The 19,654-nt window shown below is 45.5% G+C and carries 15 protein-coding genes; 8 read left to right on the top strand and 7 right to left on the bottom strand.

Annotated features, from left to right (window positions below):
• Positions 1-49: 49 nt before the first annotated feature.
• The 7 genes from QE357_RS01065 (at position 50) to QE357_RS01035 (ending at position 5,907) form a co-directional block, all read left to right on the top strand.
• Entirely contained in the window at positions 50-346 is a 297-nt protein-coding gene (locus tag QE357_RS01065) for a hypothetical protein (RefSeq protein WP_309705106.1), read from the top strand.
• Positions 273-1,154 carry a DNA topoisomerase IB gene (locus QE357_RS01060; protein ID WP_409050223.1) on the top strand — a complete coding sequence of 294 codons (882 nt, stop codon included), beginning with the start codon at positions 273-275 and terminating at the stop codon, positions 1,152-1,154. Before QE357_RS01065 ends, QE357_RS01060 begins: the two co-directional genes overlap by 74 nt.
• A 139-nt stretch (positions 1,155-1,293) precedes the next feature.
• The gene (locus QE357_RS01055; RefSeq protein ID WP_309705102.1) at positions 1,294-2,832 is read left to right on the top strand and encodes a YifB family Mg chelatase-like AAA ATPase; all 1,539 of its coding nucleotides are present in this window, start codon (positions 1,294-1,296) and stop codon (positions 2,830-2,832) included.
• A 50-nt stretch (positions 2,833-2,882) separates the two neighbouring features.
• Positions 2,883-3,359 (top strand): 2-amino-4-hydroxy-6-hydroxymethyldihydropteridine diphosphokinase, encoded by a 477-nt coding sequence (folK, locus tag QE357_RS01050; RefSeq protein WP_309705100.1) that lies wholly within the window; start codon positions 2,883-2,885, stop codon positions 3,357-3,359.
• Positions 3,360-3,499: 140 nt separating this feature from the next.
• Complete coding sequence (locus QE357_RS01045) at positions 3,500-4,219, top strand: SIMPL domain-containing protein (protein WP_106636438.1); 720 nt, start codon at positions 3,500-3,502, stop codon at positions 4,217-4,219.
• Between the two features lie 152 nt (positions 4,220-4,371).
• The gene (locus tag QE357_RS01040) at positions 4,372-5,307 is read left to right on the top strand and encodes an L-threonylcarbamoyladenylate synthase (RefSeq protein ID WP_309705096.1); all 936 of its coding nucleotides are present in this window, start codon (positions 4,372-4,374) and stop codon (positions 5,305-5,307) included.
• A 108-nt stretch (positions 5,308-5,415) separates the two neighbouring features.
• Positions 5,416-5,907, top strand: coding sequence for a hypothetical protein (locus QE357_RS01035; protein WP_309705094.1), 492 nt, complete (start codon positions 5,416-5,418; stop codon positions 5,905-5,907).
• A 129-nt stretch (positions 5,908-6,036) separates the two neighbouring features.
• On the opposite strand, the gene map is transcribed toward QE357_RS01035, so the two are convergent.
• The 4 genes from map to purB all read right to left on the bottom strand — a co-directional run bounded on the left by map (position 6,037) and on the right by purB (position 12,833).
• Positions 6,037-6,801, bottom strand: coding sequence for a type I methionyl aminopeptidase (gene map, locus QE357_RS01030; RefSeq protein ID WP_106636435.1), 765 nt, complete (start codon positions 6,799-6,801; stop codon positions 6,037-6,039).
• Between the two features lie 53 nt (positions 6,802-6,854).
• Entirely contained in the window at positions 6,855-9,968 is a 3,114-nt protein-coding gene (locus tag QE357_RS01025) for an AAA family ATPase (RefSeq protein WP_309705091.1), read from the bottom strand.
• Positions 9,969-10,003: 35 nt separating this feature from the next.
• The gene (sbcD, locus tag QE357_RS01020) at positions 10,004-11,212 is read right to left on the bottom strand and encodes an exonuclease subunit SbcD (protein ID WP_106636431.1); all 1,209 of its coding nucleotides are present in this window, start codon (positions 11,210-11,212) and stop codon (positions 10,004-10,006) included.
• 274 nt (positions 11,213-11,486) lie between these two features.
• Positions 11,487-12,833: an adenylosuccinate lyase gene (purB, locus tag QE357_RS01015; protein ID WP_106636430.1), complete on the bottom strand. Its 1,347-nt coding sequence runs from the start codon at positions 12,831-12,833 to the stop codon at positions 11,487-11,489.
• Between the two features lie 256 nt (positions 12,834-13,089).
• Here purB and QE357_RS01010 point away from each other — a divergent pair, with 256 nt between their 5' ends.
• Entirely contained in the window at positions 13,090-14,499 is a 1,410-nt protein-coding gene (locus QE357_RS01010; RefSeq protein WP_106636429.1) for an APC family permease, read from the top strand.
• 60 nt (positions 14,500-14,559) lie between these two features.
• Here QE357_RS01010 and QE357_RS01005 read toward each other — a convergent pair whose 3' ends face one another.
• The 3 genes from QE357_RS01005 to QE357_RS00995 form a co-directional block, all read right to left on the bottom strand.
• Positions 14,560-16,362: a long-chain fatty acid--CoA ligase gene (locus QE357_RS01005; RefSeq protein ID WP_106636428.1), complete on the bottom strand. Its 1,803-nt coding sequence runs from the start codon at positions 16,360-16,362 to the stop codon at positions 14,560-14,562.
• A 133-nt stretch (positions 16,363-16,495) separates the two neighbouring features.
• On the bottom strand, positions 16,496-17,611 hold the full coding sequence (locus QE357_RS01000) for a hypothetical protein (protein ID WP_309705083.1): 1,116 nt from the start codon (positions 17,609-17,611) through the stop codon (positions 16,496-16,498).
• A 157-nt stretch (positions 17,612-17,768) separates the two neighbouring features.
• Positions 17,769-19,604 (bottom strand): tetratricopeptide repeat protein, encoded by a 1,836-nt coding sequence (locus tag QE357_RS00995; RefSeq protein WP_309705081.1) that lies wholly within the window; start codon positions 19,602-19,604, stop codon positions 17,769-17,771.
• Positions 19,605-19,654: the final 50 nt, after the last annotated feature.

The raw sequence follows: 19,654 nt of genomic DNA, 5'->3' as shown, positions 1-19,654 counted from the left end.
ATTCATTACCGATGGATCATTTACTGTTCCAACCCAAAATTGAATATATATGAGTGTTGTACCTCCTTTGCCTCTAAAACCGGCCCGTCGTCGTCGAACTCGTCTGTGGTCGAAAGATCCCAAGCGTTCCGCGAAAGTGGCGGGTCTAATCTATACGACCGACGACCAGCCGGGTATTCTTCGACTTAGACACAGTAAGTCTTTTCGATACGTTGATGCGGATAAAAAGCCCATTCGCGACGTGGAAAACCCTACGCCGAATCCGCTCGCTGGTGATCCCCCCAGCCTGGGAAAAAGTGTGGATAAGTCCGTTGGAAAATGGACACTTGCAGGCGACAGGTTATGACACCAAGGGACGTAAACAATACCGTTATCACCCCGACTGGAACGAAGTTCGAAACGAAACTAAATTCTCCCGCATTATTCAGTTTGCTGAGTTATTACCCAAGATTCGCCAGCAAGTGCAACAGGACTTACGGCGGCCAGGCTTGCCTTATGAAAAAGTACTTGCTCTGATCGTGCAATTGATGGAAAAAACTAGCATTCGCATTGGTAACGAAGAGTACAAAAAGCAGAACGGCTCGTATGGATTAACCACCATGCAGGATAAACATGCCGATATCGAAGGGTCGAAAGTGACGTTTCGGTTTAAAGGAAAAAAGGGCGTTTATCACGAGATCAGCCTGAAAGATCGAAAGCTAGCCAAGCTCGTTCAGCGGTGCAAAGACGTGCCCGGTGAAGAGCTTTTTCAATACATTGATAACGACGGTAATCATAAAAGCGTAGGGTCAGGCGATATCAATGCCTACCTGAAAAACATTACTGGCGAAGAATTCACCGCCAAAGATTTCCGAACCTGGCGTGGTACCTTAGGAGCCTTCGAAGCTTTCCAGGCTTTAGGCTTGTTCGATACCCCAACAGCCTGCAAGAAAAATATAAATCGCTGTTACGACCTGGTAGCCGAAGCTCTAGGTAATACGCGGGCGGTGAGCAAAAAATATTACGTTCACCCCAAAATCATTTCGGCCTACGAATCAGAAAAGCTGTGGAAATACTGTGATGGACTGGATGTTCCCGTGAAAAGTGCAGATGATACAACGGCTTTATCACCACTCGAACTAAAGGTAAAAGAGTTATTGGAAGCCAGCTTTTAATCCTATTAACGCACAGAAAACCCCTTGGGAGATGCCTTTCGAGGGGTTTTCTGTGTTCAGACTACTCCCAATTACTTATCGGCTCCATTTGTCAGAGGAAAGACCTTAAGTTTGTTGTTTATTTTCTCATTGATTGATTATGCTGGCAAAAACGTACGGAGCGGCCATTTTTGGGGTAAATGCAACGATGGTAACCATTGAAGTTACCGTGGGGCAGGGGAACAACACTTATCTGGTCGGTTTGCCCGACAGTGCCGTCAAGGAAAGCGTGCAACGGGTAGAGGCGGCCATTAAATATCAGGATTACTTTTATCCCCGTAACAAAACGGTCATTAACCTCGCCCCGGCTGACGTGCGTAAGGAAGGCTCGGCGTACGATTTGCCCATTGCTTTATGTATTATTCATTCTTCAGAACAAGCCAACCTGAAGAAATTGGAAGAGTTTATGATTATGGGAGAGTTATCCCTCGATGGTAAACTTCGGCCTATTAAGGGCGTATTGCCCATCGCGATTGAGGCCCGTAAGAATAAATTCAAGGGGTTTATTCTACCGAAAGAAAATGCCTCGGAAGCTTCGATTGTGAATAACCTCGATGTCATCGGCGTAACGACGCTTCAGGAAGCCGTAGATTTCCTCAAAGGCACATTGGAGGTTGAACCTACGATTTCGGATACGCGGGATATTTTCCTGAGTACACTGAATGAATATGAAACGGATTTTGCCGATGTGCAGGGTCAGGAAAACATCAAACGCTCCTTGGAGATTGCCGCCGCTGGTGGACACAACGTTATCATGATTGGTCCGCCAGGAGCTGGAAAAACCATGCTGGCGAAGCGTTTGCCGAGCATTCTGCCTCCCTTGTCTTTGCAAGAAGCTCTGGAAACCACCAAAATTCATTCAGTAGCGGGTAAACTCGGGACGAAAGCGACCCTCATTGCCCGAAGACCCTACCGTAATCCCCACCACACGATTTCTGATGCAGCTTTGGTAGGAGGCGGGGGCATGCCTCAACCCGGCGAGATTTCACTAGCTCATAATGGCGTTTTATTTCTGGATGAGTTACCCGAATTCAAACGCTCGGCTCTGGAAGTCATGCGACAACCCCTGGAAGAACGAACGGTGAGTATTTCAAGGGCTCGCTGGGCGGTAGAATTTCCGGCAAATTTTATGCTCATTGCCAGTATGAATCCCTGTCCCTGTGGCTATTACAACCACCCGGAAAAAGAATGCAGTTGTCCACCGGGAAGTGTGGGTAAGTATTTAAGTAAAATTTCAGGTCCTCTGTTAGATCGCATTGATCTGCACGTAGAGGTAACACCCGTCAATTTCGACCAGCTTTCCTCCACCCGCAAATCGGAACCCAGTGCTCAGATTCGGGAGCGGGTGATTAAAGCCCGCGATATTCAGACGGAACGGTTCAAGGATAATCCGGGCATCTATTGCAACGCCATGATGTCTTCTGAGATGGTTCGGCAAGTTTGTGCACTAAGCGAAGCGGGCAAGATGTTATTAAAGACTGCGATGAATAAATTGCAGCTTTCCGCCCGGGCTTTCGATCGTATTCTTCGCGTTTCGCGAACCATTGCGGATCTGGCGGGTTCGGAAGAAATCAAAATTGAACATTTAGCTGAGGCGATTCAGTATCGAAGTCTGGATCGGGAGAACTGGGGAAGCTAGAAGCGTTTTGAGTTTAGGGTTTTGAGTTATTTGTTCTTAAAAACATTGCTTTGGATATTTTTTTGCTTTTGGGGGCTAATTTGGGGGATCGTCAGGAGACTTTTCGGCGGGCTATTGAGCTGCTTTCCGAACGAGTTGGAACGGTTACTTTACAATCCAGTCTGTGGGAAACGGCGGCCTGGGGCTTGACGGATCAGCCTAATTTTCTGAATCAGGTTTTATTACTTTCAACGGCATTACAACCATTGGAGGTACTAGCCCAGACGCAGGCCATTGAAATTGAAATGGGGCGGGTTCGGAAGGAGAAATGGGGAGCTCGTTTACTGGATATTGACTTACTGTATTATGGCTCAGAAATTTTAGACTTGCCTCAGTTGAAGGTGCCACATCCGTACATTCCCGAGCGTCGGTTTACGCTGGCTCCACTCGCTGAGATCGCCCCGGATTTTATGCATCCTTCACTCAGCCTAACTCAGCAGGAGTTATTAAATCAATGTGTGGATAACTCTGTGGTTAATAGAATTTGAAATTATTTTTGTTATTATTTAATTGATTATCAGAGTACTATTTTCTTTAACTTTCATTAACAACCTTCTTTTATGGAATTTTTGAGTCGCTTGCATCCAAAGGGTGAAATGATTCAAAAACCAATTAATTACACAAAGTCATGAAAAACATTCTTTTGCTTGCCGGAACCTTATTATTCAGTACCACCCTTTTCGCTCAAAATGTGGATAAAGAACCCGTTCGTAAAATCGAGATCACGGGCACTTCCGAAGTTGAAGTGGACCCCGATGAGTTTTATTTGAGCATTACTCTTAAGGAATATTACAACGACGAGAAAAATCAAAAAGATAAAGTGACCATTGATATTCTCGAAAAACAGTTAGCTCAGTCCGTTCAGGCAGCGGGCTTGCCTAAAGAGGCTCTGAGTATTCAGGGAATTTCAGGTTATCAGAGCAGCGTGGGCAAAAAGAAAAACCCCGCTCAGTTCCTGGAAAGCAAACAGTATCAACTGAAACTTTCGAAATTATATAATGTGGATAACTTGCTCTCAAAAGTAGATTCCCGTGGTGTAAGCAGCACCCGCATCAGCCGGGTAGACTACTCGAAAAAAGAGCAGTTACGTAAGGATAACAAAATCAAAGCTCTGCAAGAGGCCCGCGAGAAAGCCACGTACATGGTGGAGGCTTTAGGCGGAAAATTGGGTGAAGTGCTGGAAATTCACGAAGTTGAAGACGGCGATATTTATCCACAATACATGGCTATGCCTCGGATGGCTCTAATGAAAGCAGATGCAAGTACCGCTGAGGTTGCTGATAGCGATCTGGAATACCAAAAGGTGAAGTTTACCTCTCGCATTCAGGTTATATTCCGAATTAAATAATACTGATTTACTTAAGTACTTAAACGACCTGCGTCAGAGCAGGTCGTTTTTCTTTATAAAATGAAAATGCTTTGCCGTATTTTTGTAATGATTAGAGGGTATAAACAGCCTAAAAACTGAAAACCCGAGACAGAAAACAGTAAACTAAGAAAATGATCGGGACGGATTTGCAACGGGCGAAAGAGCTTCTGGAAGCAGGAGCATTGGTGGGTATTCCAACGGAAACAGTCTACGGACTGGCAGGTAATGCTTTGAATGAAGAGGCCGTACTTTCCATTTTCCGGGTAAAAAATCGTCCGGCTTTTGATCCGCTTATTATCCACACCAATTCATTTGAACGTTTACAGGAGTTTGTTCGCGACATTCCCGAGAAAGCTCTGTTACTAGCTGAAAAATTAACACCCGGTCCGCTTACTTTCCTTTTACCCAAAGCCCCGCAAATCCCGGATTTGGTAACCAGTGGGCTGGATACCGTGGCCGTCCGCATTCCTCAGCATGCATTGACTCGTTCTTTGCTCGAACAGTTACCTTTCCCCTTGGCCGCTCCCAGTGCGAATCCCTTCGGCTACATAAGTCCAACGACGGCTGAGCACGTCGAGCAGCAGTTAGGCGATAAGATTCCGTATATTTTAGACGGTGGCCCTTGCGAAATTGGGGTAGAATCTACCATTGTCGGTTTTGAAGGCGATGACGTTATAGTGTACCGAAAAGGAGGAACACCCATTGAAGCGATTGAGGCTTGGATTGGAACTGTCGAGGTAAGGGCCCATTCCAGCTCTAATCCACAGGCTCCGGGGATGTTGAAAAGTCATTACGCCCCTCGCACGCCGCTTTCAATTCATGGAGAATTGGAAACGCTACCGCTGTCGGATCGGATCGGAATCCTTGGTTTTCAAACCGATTATGGCTTTACCCATCAGGAAATTCTTTCGCCTACGGGTAATTATGCCGAAGCGGCCCGCCAGCTATTTGCGGCTATGCGAAGACTCGATGCCCTGGACTTGGATCATATTTACGCCGAATTATTACCCGAGCAGGATTTAGGTGTAGCCATTAATGACCGTATCCGACGGGCAGCGGCTTTATGATACTCAAACATGCCGTCACTCGGCTATAGTTGAATGCCCTATAGCTATTACCCTTGTTAAGCCAGACGCGATTTATCGCTTCTTTACCTAAGAAATCTCTACAACCTTATGAAAATCAGACTTTTACTTTTCTTAATTATGGCTTCGCTAAGCTCCGTAAAAGCTCAGGTTTCATTTGGTAAAGCGTGTCTTGGAAAGTGGGAAGGTATGATGCGGATGTATCAGAAAGGGCAGCTGAAAGATAGCGTCAAGATTCTGTTAACCGTAGCCGAAACGCAGGACCCTCAGGTCTGGTTGTGGAAAACGGAATACTTATCCACCAAGCATCCCGCAGTTAAAGACTATACATTGAAGATAGTTGACGAGAGCAAAGGTCATTACGTCATTGATGAAGGAGATGGTACTGCATTACCTTCCTATCGTTTTGAAAATAAACTATTTAGCCTTTTTGAAACCGAAGGAATTACGTTGACGTCAACGTATGAACTAAAGGGCGACGAGTTAGTTTTTGAAGTTACTTCCGGGAAAAAAGGAAGTGTTCAGCCCGTTACCACTTTTTCCGTTGATTATCTACAGAAAGCGTTATTGAAACGTCAGTAAACGGTTATCAGTATTTTACTCTTATATCTTTCCAAAAAGCAGCGTGCCCCATTTTACAACTTTTGAGAAGTATAGATGCCAGCGAAAAGCTGGCATCCATTAATTATCTTAAAATTAATTATCTTAAAATCAGCTCCAGATTTCGTTAGCTTCTGTCAGAATCACGGGCTTATCGTCTGTTACCACAATGGTATGCTCGTGTTGAGCTACATAACCACCGCGATTGCCGAGTAAAGTCCAGCCGTCTCCGGCCTCATCGGCGTAAATGGAATGCGTAGAGATAAACGTTTCGATAGCTACTACCGCATTTTTCTTGAATCGGGATTTGTTATGCGGATTATAACAGTTCAGAATCTCGCTGGGTTCTTCGTGTAATTTGCGGCCAATGCCATGCCCCGCCAGGTTTTTAATAACCCGGTAGCCCGCCTTTTTAGCTTCTGTTTCAATCAGTAAGCCAATATCTGCAATCCGAACACCCGTTTTGATCTGGTGAATCGCTTTATGGAGGATTTGCTTCGAAGTATCTACTAACCGCTGGTGATTCCTGGCATCGTTTCCTAACACAAACGAACCGCCATTATCCGCCCAGAAACCATTCAACTCAGCTGATACATCTACGTTGACGAGATCGCCTTCGCGGAGTATTTTCTTAGCCGAAGGAATGCCGTGAGCCACCTCATTATTCACACTGATGCAAGTCCAGCCCGGGAAACCGTAAGAAGCCCTGGGAGCCGATTTAGCTCCGAGTTCCTTTAAGATTTTTCCACCAAAATTATCCAGTTCCTTCGTCGTCATACCCGGTTTTGCGTATGTCCGCATTTCCTTCAGGGTAAGAGCTACGGCCTGACTTACCTCCTTCATTCCGGCCATTTCTGCCTGCGATGTAATCGACATATGGTATTAATTTTAAATCTTACTAGTAACAACCTTAGCCAAAGGGTTTTAGTTTATCCTACGATTTCCATTTCGCTAAATCCACTGGCTTGTTTCCGCAACTGAATCTGCGTTGTAATGCGTTCTTTTAAGGCCTCTACGTGCGAGATAATCCCGATCATGCGGTTAGATTCCGCCTGGAGTTTTTCGAGTGTTCCCAGAGCAATTTCCAGCGTATCGGGATCTAGTGTACCAAAGCCTTCATCGATGAATAAACTTTCAATCCGAACGTTTTTCGATACCATATCGCTAAGTCCCAAAGCCAGAGCCAGACTCACCAGAAATGTTTCGCCCCCGGATAGGGTAGAAACGGCCCGGCGTTCGTCGAAGTTTCGATCCAGCACCCAAAGGTTTTCTTCGTCTCCTTCGGGCGGCAACAATAGGTATCGATCCGATAAATCTTTCAGTCGACTATTGGCCGAACGAGCCAGATTAGCCAGCGTTAATTTCTGAGCAAACTGATTGAATTTTTTCCCTTCCCGATCCCCCAGACCTTCGGCTAATAACCGCCATTTTTTATAACGTTGTTCCAGTTCCGCAATATCTTCAAGCCTTTTGGCGTGCTCAGTCCGACTGACTTCGTTATCTTTCAGCGATTGCTTCCAGCCTCCTATTTTTTGCAGATACTCCCGTTCAACCATGCTGTGCGTTTCAATTTCCGTTAGTAAAGTGGAAATCTCAATCGCTGCCTCATCCTGTTCCTGAAGAAGCGTTATTTCCTGAGTTAAGGTATCCAGTTGGGTATCGAGCTGCGTTTTTCGTTGAACAAGTTGTTCTTTTTGTTGCGTTAATTTTCGGTGGTTATCCGGTGAAAGTAACGCGGCTTTGGCTTCTTCCACTGAACTAAATCCAAATGTGGATAACTCTGTTAATAACTTATCTTTCAGGCTTTTAAATGCTATTTCAGCCTGTGTATAACTTTGCTGACATTCTTCTAACTCCTGTGTATATTGCTCAGGAGAATAGGACTTATGCACCAGTTTCTGGAGTAACCCGTCACAATCGCCCGCCAGAAACTTGATGTCTTTTACGTAAAGCTTTTTTAACGCGTCCGTTAGTTCCTGGTGTTTCTGGAAGTAAGACAGTCCTTCTTTCAGATGGCGGCCAAATTGAGCCAGACTTTCGCTCTTCTCCTGAATTTTTAGTAATTCTTCCAAGTGCTGGAAACGCTCGGTTTCTTTTTGCAACCAATCCCGGACTTCTTCGGACTTGCCAATTTTTTCAATCTTTAAATCAGCTTTCCACTTACTGATCACCTGAATAATGGGTTTTTCTTCCGTTTGAGCATTGGCTTTCTCTGCCTCTAACGTCTGAATCTTTACCTCAATTCCTTTTCTATCATTTTCCAGTTGACGCAAACGGGTTTCCAGGGTCGCCAGATTTCTTTCCCGGGCTTCGAAACGGGCCTTTAAATTTTCCAGTTCCCGCAAATAGATATCCACACTGAAGTGATCTTCTTCATCCGTTTTTAACAAAACGGGATGGTGCGTTGATCCACACACTGGACAAGGCTGTTCTGTGGATAACTCTGTGCGTAACCGGGGGATTGATGTTTCCCTAATAAAGTTAAGTTGTTCTTCCTGAGCGATTTGTAGTAGATTTCTGGCTTCCGTTACCTCTTGTGTGGATTTGTGGATAAGTGGTAATTGTTCGTGGATTAACTTTCGTTGTTCTTCCACTTGCCGATCATAATCCGTTAATCGCTTTCGGAGATTTTCGTAATGTCGAACCTGAATTTCCAGTTGTTGATACGCTTCCCGCCGTTGCATCGACTCTTGGCGAAGCGTTTGGACATCGGTGTTCTTGTCTAGTTGGTATAACTGCTGAAGTTCCGTTTTGCGTTGATTAATTTCCTGCCAGGCTTCGCGGGAAATACTGAGACAATCGGCGTACGCTCCACGGCTCCAGAAGGACTGAATTTCGGGCGACTGGGTTTTGGTTAGTAACTCAAACGCCTGATTTTTAGCCGTTCCCCAGTTCTGGCTGGCCATCTGCTGATCCGTGTAACTCTGGCTCACTTTTTCCCGAAAAACCTCAATACTTCGCTGAGCTGACTGGGCCGTCACTAATTCCGTTACTAGTCCTGCAATGTCTGATAGTAACTGCTTCTGGTTTTGCTGAGCCAGTGCCTGCTCTTTGGTAATCCGTTCCCACTGAAGCTTAGTGCTTTTCAGGCTTTGCTCCTGTAGCTGATAGTTCGTAAGCGGTTCTGAAAATTGCTGGACTCGTTCATGCCGTTCCAGGACCAGAGCATCCTGCGTATCAAAGGTTTGTTTATCCACATTCCAACGTGGGTATTCTCTCTGATGCAGTACGTCGAGAGCAGTCTGAATTTCCCGAATCCGCTTTTTTCGCTGCACCTGTACTTCCAGCGATTTTCGTTTTGTTTCAGATACTCGGTATAACTCTTCGTGCTTTTCTATTTCTTCCAGCAAGACTTTTAGCTCTTCTTCCGTAAGAATTTTCTGAAGATCAAGGCTTTGTTGTTTGCTTTCGATTTCTTTTTTATGGTGATCGTGCCAGCGGGAAAAAGCTTCCATACCGAGTTTCCGGTAGATCTCCGTACCCGTAATCCGTTCGAGTAACTCCGCCCGTTCTTCGCGTCTGGCTTTCAGAAAAGCCGCAAAGTCGCCCTGCGAAAGCAAGATGGCTTTGACAAATTGTTCATAATCCAGCCCAACCCGTTTTCGGATTTCTTCCTGAACTTCCTTCTTTTTCTTCGAGGCCAGAATGGTATTACTTTCTAAATCAGCAATTTCAGCGTATTCATCCAGTCGGGACTGTCCTTTATTAGCTCCCCGGCTGATGATTTCCCGCTGTAAACTCCACTTGGCCCGGTACGACCCTCGTGGCGTGGTAAAGCTAACTTCCGCATAAGCCTGATTGGTATCCCGGGTGAGAATACCTCCCAGTTTTTCCAGCAGATTACTATTGACCTCTCCCAATCGAGGCGTTCGGTGATACAAAGCCAGGGTAATTACGTCGAGAATTGTGGTTTTCCCCGCTCCGGTGGGGCCGGTAATGGCAAAAAGATTGGAGTTGCGAAACGCAGCTTCATTCTGAAAATCAATGGTATGCTGGCCCCGTAAGGAGTTAATATTCTCGAAACTAACTTTTAAAATACGCATTCGGATGTTGGATCATCAGGGAATGAATTCAGGCTTTACTGCACCGAATTCATCAACTCGTGGAAAGCTTCCGTTAATAAGACTTTGGATTCGTCAGAACCAGCATTTTCCTGCAACCACTGCTCAAATACCTGAGCAGGAGCCAGCTCGGGCAAAGCCATGGTTTCACCGAATAATTCATCAGTCGTTTTGAGTTGTTGCTGGAATTTGAATCGCCAGTTCAACACGGAAAGGTGAGAATGGTTCAGTTTCAAAAAATAAGCCTTTGCCTGATCAATCAATGCCGGATCGCGATGCTCTTCGTGGATTTCTATTTCAGCTAATGTGGATAACTCATCCGAATGTTGATAACTATTCAATAGCGTTTCTATCTCGGTGAATGACCCCCTGAATCGGCGTAGCTGGCGAAATTTAGGAATGTTAACTTCCTGAATATCAATAATCTTATTATTCTTTATCTCGATGTGGATAACTAATTTCTCATCCAGTCTTTCACTAAAGCTGAGAGCTACGGGCGAGCCCGAGTAACGAACATACTCCTTTTTCCCTAACATTTGAGGTCTGTGGATATGTCCCAAAGCCAGGTAATCGAAAGCAGGGAAAAGACTTACCTCAAACAAATCGAGTGTACCAATGCTATGCAGTTTTTCGTCGTTGTCGGACGTAGCAGAGCCATTCACAAACAAATGACCCATGCCTAAAAGGGGTACATCAGCGTAGGTTTTTCGGCCATGAGCATGCACCTGGTCGTATCGACGCTGAATACCCGCCCGAACGGCCATGCGGCGATCTTCAAAGGTTTCGCCTTCCACCGAACGTTTCAAATCCCGATCCCGCAGGAAAGGAACGGCGGCGACGGCAGCCTGAAGTTTTCCATGACGGTCGAGTAGGGGAAGGACTTCTTCGTGACAATCATCACAGGCTCCGCCAATGACGTGTACATCCAATAAGGCCAGTAACTCGCGGGGGCCATTGAGGACCGCCGCCGAGTCGTGGTTACCACCCGTAATAATCAGCCGACATTTCAGACGTATTAATTTTCTGAGAAAATCGTAATACACCTGCATCGCTTCCGTAGAAGGGTTAGCCGTGTCGAAAATATCCCCCGCAACGAGTAACACATCAATTTGCCGTTCTTCGATGGTCTGCAACAACCAGTCCACAAACCGACGGCTGTCTTCAAGCAAGTCCGTTTGGTAAAGTCTCTTTCCTAAATGCCAGTCGGCTGTGTGCAAAATCTTCATTCTTCAAAAATAAAACAATCGCTTAGAAAAAATCCCCGAATGGTACAGCTACCAAACGGGGATGCTTCCAAAATCTTATAACTCGGTGGAAAATGGGTCACTGAGAATTCGATACGTATGCTCAACTGCCCAACTCTAAATTTTTATTCAATTCTCAGAGCCTTAAAACCGATTATTTATCCACCCTTAATTTTTGAAAATCAACAACTTATCCACATATTTTTCCACACTCAAAATTGTTGTCCACAAATCGAACGAAACCTGATTTTTAGACTTATTCAAGTACACCGAGGTAATTAAAGGGCGAAATGGCTCTCAATTCGGCTTTTATGGCTTCTGACACATCCAGAGTCTCAATAAACTCAGCAATCGTTTTTTCAGTGATCGCTTCGTTCTTCCGGGTCAGGGCTTTGAGAGCTTCATAAGGTTGTGGATAACTTTCGCGACGTAATACCGTCTGAATTGCTTCGGCTACTACGGCCCAGTTGGCCTCTAGGTCGGCATCGATGGCCGCCTGATTTAATTCCAATTTGTCAATGCCGCGAAGTAAAGATTTCAGAGCGATCAGTGTGTGAGCCAAAGGCATACCCAAATTCCGCAGTACCGTTGAATCAGTCAGATCGCGTTGCAAACGTGAAATAGGTAACTTGGCCGACAGGTGTTCGTATAAGGCATTCGCCACTCCGAAGTTTCCTTCGGCATTTTCAAAATCAATGGGGTTAACCTTATGAGGCATCGCCGAAGAACCGACTTCCCCCGCTTTGATTTTTTGCTTGAAGTAATTCATGGAAACGTACGTCCACACATCCCGAGAAAAATCAATGAGGATGGTGTTCAGGCGTTTCAAAGTATCCAGTAAAGCCGCCAGATGGTCGTAGTGTTCAATCTGAGTGGTGTACTTACTACGGGTTAATCCCAAGTTATCCACAAACGTATTCCCAAACTCAGGCCAGTTAAAAGCGGGGTAAGCGACCCAGTGGGCATTGAAGTTACCCGTTGCTCCACCGAACTTAGCCGCGTGTGGAATAGCGGTTAACAGGGCCTGCTGCTGTTTAATACGTTCGATGAATACCAGAATCTCCTTGCCCAAACGGGTTGGAGAAGCGGGCTGACCGTGCGTACGTGCCAGCAGAGCCACGTCTTTCCAGCTTTCAGACCGTTCGGTTAACTTGTGGATAACTTCCTCAAAGGCAGGAGTAATGACTGCCTCCATCGCTTCTTTTAGCGATAATGGGATAGCCGTATTGTTTACGTCCTGAGACGTTAAGCCAAAGTGGATAAACTCCAGATACTGCTCAATGTCCAGATCTTTAAGTTTTTCCTTGATAAAGTATTCAACGGCCTTCACATCGTGATTGGTCGTTTTCTCAATTTCTTTGATTCGGAGGGCGTCCGTTTCTGAAAACTCTGTATAAATGGAGCGTAACTTTCCAAAAAGAGCCGTATCAAACTGAGCCAGTTGGGGAAGCGGCAATTCGCAAAGGGCAATAAAGTATTCGATTTCAATCCGAACCCGATAGTGAATTAACCCGAACTCTGAGAAAAAGGGAGCCAGGGATTCCGTCGCCCGGCGATAGCGGCCATCTACGGGAGAGATAGCGGTTAAGGTAGTGAGAGCCATACTAATTTGCTTCGTAAAAGACAAAGTTACCCTGATTTTGTGAAGAATAGCGATTCTGCTAGGCCTAATCCGTAGAGACGTCGATTTATCGCGTCTTCTTTTTATCTGATTCCTATTTATTTGAAATAGATACGCGGAATTAGACGCGATAAATCGACGTCTCTACGAATATTAATTCCAAACAAACACCCAGTAATGCCTATTTTTTCCGAATTTGCTTTCATATTTCATCAAATTACCTACATAAACTATTCTTATGCCTGAATCACAGGGTCATCTTCGTCGGTCTATTGGCCTGGTATCCGGGATTGTGTTTGTTATCAGTGCGGTTATCGGGACGGGCGTTTTTAAAAAAGTAGCCCCCATGTCGGCTGAGCTACAATCGCCGGGCCTGGTGCTGGCGGCCTGGTTATTGGCAGGATTAATTAGTCTGGCCGGAACGCTCAGTAATGCAGAGGTTGCCAGTATGCTCGTGGATTCGGGTGGGGAATACGTCTATTTTCGAACCATCTACAATCGCTTTTTTGCCTTTCTGCTCGGCTGGACCAACTTCGCGGTCATCAGAACGGCATCGATTGCTTCCATTTCTTACGTATTCGCTCAATCGTTAGGCTCACTCATTACCCTACCCGCCACGCCCGCCTCCCTGGCGGATATTAACCTTCTGGGATTGCACCCGCTGGATAACCTCAGTGTTAAGGCCGTTGCCATTGGACTGGTGTTAGCTCTGACTTTTCTCAATGCCCGAGGATTAAAAATGGGTGAAACCATCAGCCGGATTCTGACGGTAACCATGATTGGAACCATGCTGGTTATCATTATTCTGGGGTTAACTTCATCCACTGGAAGCTGGGCTAATATTCAGCAACCTTCGATTGATTTTAACGCTGAAGCCATGTCAGGAGGAACGCTTCTGAGTGCCTTAGCTTTGGCCTGTTTAAGTGCGTTCTGGGCTTATGAAGGCTGGAATAATCTGGGGTATATCGGTGGAGAAATTGAAAATCCGCAACGAAATCTCCCCTGGGCTTTAACTATCGGTACACTGATCATCATGACGATTTATCTATTGATGAACTTCGTGTACTTCTACGTATTACCCATTGACGAGATTATTAATGTGCATAAGTCACAAAATGGTATCGCAGCGGTGGTAGCCGTGAAGCATTTTCTGGGAGCAGGGGGTGGATTAGCCATTTCTTTGCTGATTCTGGTTACGACATTCAACTGTACCAGCAGTACGATTTTGATGGCTTCGCGTTTGTTTTACGCGATGGCGAAGGACGGTTTGTTCTTTAAATCAGCGAATTATATTCACCCGGTTTTTAATACGCCTTCTAAAGCATTGTGGATGCAGGGCGTATGGTCTTCGGTACTGATTTTATCAGGAACGTTCGATCAGTTAACCGATATGCTTATTTTCGCTTCGTTCATTTTTTACGGAGCTACAACGCTGGGCGTGTTCATTTTACGCCGGAAAATGCCAGATGTCAATCGTCCCTACAAGGTGATTGGTTACCCTGTAGTACCCGCCCTCTTCCTGATTTTCTGTGGCTTTCTAGTGATCAACACCCTTTTTAACCGTACAACAGAGGCTTTGATAGGTTTGTTATTAATGGCCACGGGCTTACCGTTTTACGCCATCTGGCGAAAGCGGGCGACAGTTTAGTAATTTGAGTGGTTGGTTATTAGTTGTTAGAAAGAAAAACTAATAACCAACCACTATCAACTAACTATACATGCTTTCGATCAAATCCTTATACTTCTGAACCACTACTTTGCGTTTGATTTTCAACGTTGGAGTTAATTCTCCGGCGTCGATGGTAAAGAGTTTGCTGAGTAATGTATACTTCTTCACACGTTCGAACTGGGCAAAACTTTCGTTTAACTTTTCGATTTCCAGGTGCAGTTTTTCCAGTACCTGTTCGTTTTTTATCATCTTCTCGGGCGTAGAGTATTCAATCTGATTAAGGTTACAATACACCTTCAAGGCCTCGAAGTTGGGAACAATAATGGCCGATGGAAATTTCTGACCTTCACCCACCACGATGATTTGTTCAATGTACTTCGATTCCTTAAGCTTGTTTTCAATCAACTGAGGGGCTACGTATTTACCTCCCGAGGTTTTGAACATTTCTTTCTTTCGATCCGTAATCTTTAGAAAACGGCCTTCGACGGCTTCGCCAATATCACCCGTATGAAACCAGCCTTCGGCGTCAATAGCCTGAGCCGTCAGTTCCGGCTGGTTATAATACCCCTTCATAATATTGGGACCCTTGACCAGAATTTCACCATCATCCGCAATTTTGACAGTTACTTCGGGCAACACACTACCCACGCAACCTACCCGCAGGTCAGGCGGATTCACCCGGCCTACGGAGACCACGGGCGAAGTTTCGGTCAGGCCATAGCCTTCGGCTACGGGGATTTCCGCCGCCCAGAACACGCGGGACAAACGGGGCTGCAAGGCCGCCGATCCGGTACAAACGATTTTGATGTTCCCGCCTAAAGCCTCTTTCCATTTACTGAAGATGAGTTTGCGAGCCAGTTTCAACTGCGTATTATACCAAAAACCCTGATCAACGGCGGGATCATACCGAAGCCCTAGCTTCAAAGCCCAGAAGAATAACTGCTTCTTGATTCCCTTTAATTCATACCCTTTGGCCACAATCTTATCGTACACTTTTTCCAAAAGACGCGGCACCGTCGTGAATACAGTGGGCTTTACCTCCTTGAGGTTATCCGCAATCGTATCCATGCTTTCAGCGTAGAAAACCGATACTCCGTATCGCATATACACGTAGAGAATGGTCCGCTCATATACGTGACTCAAAGGCAGGAAACTTAGCCCCCGCTCGTGAGGTTTCATGGGCATGTAAGGTTTTACGCCTTCAATATTAGAGATCACATTTCGGTGCGTTAACATGACTCCTTTGGGCGTTCCGGTCGTACCTGACGTATAAATCAAGGTTAATAAATCCTCAGGCTGAACGGTTTCTCTGATTTCCTCCAGCGACGGAATGTCTGCTTCATTCGCCAGATCCGTTAGCTCCTTCCAGTTCTTTACGCCTGTAATGGAATCAATGGAATAGATTTGAGGTACTTCGGAAAGGCTATTGACCGCTTCAGATACCTTACCATACAGAGCTTCATTGGATACAAATACAATTTTTACTCCGGCATCATTAAGAATGTAACGGTAATCGTCAACAGTAATGGTAGGGTATAAGGGAACCGATACCGCTCCGATTTGCTGAATTCCGAAATCAATGAAATGCCATTCCGGACGGTTATTCGACACAATTGCAATCTTATCATCTTTCCGAATACCCGCTTTCAACAAACCTAAACTCACCAGATTGGCTTGACGAAGAAACTCAGCCGCCGGTATTTTTTCCCATACACCATTCTTTTTAGAGGCTAGAGCTTCCTGGCTGTTCGTTTCCTGAACGAATCGGGTTAATACTTCAAAAACTCGCTTATACGGGTACTCTTTCGCTTCGCTGGGAAATGAGGAGGTTATTACTTGCATTATAATGTGGTTTGTGGCTAAGTATTCAGATTTCAAGTCTAAGTTATACTTAATAAAGAATACTCCGAAAACAGTTACGAGTATACATAAAAAAAGGCCGGTAATCCGGCCTTCTCATTTGAAAAATAAATCGTTATTTTTTGTCCTGTCGAGCATCTTTGATGTAGTACAGAACTTCTTCGTATCCACTGGAATAAACGTATTTACCTCGGCCATGTCGGTAACCGTTTTTAAATTCGCCAATATAGCGGTCGCCATTTTTGAATTTAAGCATACCCACACCCTGACAAACTCCGGCGTAAAAGTCTCCGGAATACACCGCTCCGTTGGTATACCAGAGCGTTCCCTTGCCTTCAAAACGACCGTTCAAGAAATCACCTTCGTATTTCTTTTTGCCATTGGCGTAAAATTGTGTACCGACCCCGTTAGGCCGATTATTTTTCCATTGCCCTTCGTATTTCTCCAGTGTCTTCCGATTGACATAGGAACCCATGCCTTCCGAACAGTTGCCGGTAACACAACCCGTGCGGGCAGGAGCTTCTGCTACTATTACCGGGGCTTTGGTTTCAACGGGAGCCGATGGGGTAGGGGAGGAATCTGGAACTTTATTCGCTATACGTGGGTAAAAATTATCCGCTTCACGCCATCCTTTCTCAATTGCGGATAATCGATCACGTTTGGCAGGGTGCGTCGCGTCGCCTTCGTCGTTCTGTAAAAGCTGAATCGCAATTTGGGCGTTTTCCAAAGTTCCCCCCAGATTGTGGATAACAAAACCAGAGAAGTAATCAGCCTGTAGCTCCTTATCAGGGCGACTGCCGGTACCGTCCGATGTATGACCCAAAATGTGGTGACCAATCTCGTGAGCCATAATACTAGTAGCCGACCAATCCGTGCGGGTGCGGTTTTCTACCTGCTTTAAAAAGGCATTGTCATAAACTACGTAGCGAACTCCGTTGATAATGGTAGCATAACAGTTATCGGTATTGGGACATTCGACCACCTGAAAGTTTCGCTTCCCAAAACCCATGCCCGCCGACTTCAGAATGTTATCCACAACGCCTTCGGCATGTTGATTAGACTTAAATAGATATACGTCGCAAGGCCCTTTTTGTAGTTTTTGCGAGCCGTAACTCCAAGTTGGAAACTTATCTTCCTGATTATCAGAAGAATTTTGAGAAAAAGCGGGTCCGCACAGAAACACCAAACCGCAGAAAAGGCCCTGCTTGACAAGACGGCTTAAAGTAGACATGTGGATAACTTTGTTGGGTTATTAACAATAGGAATGACTTTTCCACAACGAAAAGAGGGGGATAGAAGTTCGTGGCTCATCCAGTTGCGGCCCACGTCCGTTTTTCAACGGTATTTCCACGAGCCACGAACTCTAACTTAACAATCGAAAAGATTGATTAATTTATTGCATCACCCCGAAGATTTCTAAAACGTTTGCGGGCTTCAGCGGTGTAAATACTACCGGGATACTTCGTCAGGATTTCCTGATACAGCTTCATTGCCGTTTCCTTATCATTTTTATTCTCCTGCTGAAGCTTCGCCATCAAAAACAAAGCATCGTCACCCAGAATGTCCTGAGGGTGGGTTTTGATGATTTTATCGAGATCTTCAATGGCTTCATCCGTCCGGTTTTCCTTGATCAGCGTATTGGCTCTTCGCCAGAGAATCTCATCGGCCAGCGAATGATCTTTGTATTTCTGGTATAGGTCATTGAGCGAAGCCAGAGCTTCATCCGTCCGGTTCTGGAAAAGTAACAGATCTACCGCCGCGTAGGCTTTCATAGCCGTTTCGGTGGTATCCATGCCCGTATTGTCCTGAATTAATAAACTCAACTCAATGGCATCGTTGGAGATTTCGCGAGTAGTGGCCTTTTTGAGAATATCCAGTACATCTTTGGCCAGCTCAAAATCGCCCTTGTAATACGACAACTTCGCGTTTTTCAACTTGGCATCGTAACCCATCGGACTGTCTTTCGCTGACTTTTCCACTTGCGAGTAAAGTAGTGTGGATTCCCAGGGTTCGCCTTTCAACAGGAAAACGTCACCTAACTCCAGCTTGCACTTATTCACAAAATCCTGATCCATTCCACCCGCCTGAATGGCTTTCTGGAGAATGGCGGCGGCTGTATCTTTCTCGTCGAGGTAAAACGCGTAGAGGTGAGCCGAGTTACGCAGGGCTTCCAGCGTACGGGGGTTTTCACCCAATTCCGCTAACAAGCGACCGTATTCGTTAATCAGTACCCGGATATCTTCCTGTTTCACGGGATAAGTGGTCTTAACCACTTCTTCCTTGGCATTGATTAACAAACGGCGATAAACGGGATAGTTGGTACTTTTGGGGTATTCTTTCACCAAATACTCAAAAACTTTCCCCGCTGCTTCGTAGTCTTTGTTCTGCATGGCGAGGAAGCCAATTTCCGTAACTTTCTGACCTTCCTGCTTTAACCGCCGATCCAGAGCACGGGCCTGGATGAAGGCTTTCCCAAATTCTTTCTGCTGGAGCAGGAACCAAATCAGCATTTCCCCGTAATACTTCTCATTGGGCAATTCCTGTACTTTGCGGTAAAGCGTTTTCTCCAGTGCCAGTACGATTTTCTCGTCTTTCATTTCATCCTGCAAAATGCCCTGCACCAGATCGGTATTACTTTCATTCGATCCAAAGACGAGATATTCCTCGATCATGGCTTCCGATTGGCCCAAAAGTCGATGCAGACGAGCGATCTGCAAAGAATAGCGTGATGGGTCACGCTGAGCTTTTCGAGCCTCCTGGAAGAGTTTTAGGGCCCAATCGAGCTGATCTTTATCGGCCAGGTTCTTTCCGAGCCGATACGTCCATTCTTCTTTTCGCTGTCCTTTTACCAAAGCTTCGTTATACCATTTATCAGCTTCTTTGACTTTTCCCTGACTTTCGAGCATACGGGCATAGTCCAGTGAGTAGAAGGGATTCTCGGGCTCTTCCTTCATCTGCTTTTTCAAAAATTTTTCAGCCTGATTCCAGTCTTTCAACTTAACCAGACTTTCGAGGTAAGGCTCGTATACTTCCGCCAGCAGGCTTTTCTCTTTAGCCAGTTTCTCAAGGGTAGCACGGGCTTTTTCATATTCCCCATTGCGAAGGTATTCTTTCCCCAATTGAACTTCCGGCGTCTCCACCTGAGCGGGCATAATCTGAGCATTACTCCCAAACGAAATCAGAAGAGCTCCGCAAAAGAACAGTCTGAACAGTTTCTTCACCATTTACATTTATTAAGAAATTCTTTTTTAAAATCTTTTTTAATGGTTGTTAT

It is taken from the genome of Siphonobacter sp. SORGH_AS_0500 (assembly GCF_031453245.1).
In the GTDB taxonomy this organism is placed as follows: Bacteria; Bacteroidota; Bacteroidia; order Cytophagales; family Spirosomataceae; genus Siphonobacter.
Note: the sequence above shows the minus strand (reverse complement) of the source record. Positions and strands in the feature narration are given on the sequence as shown.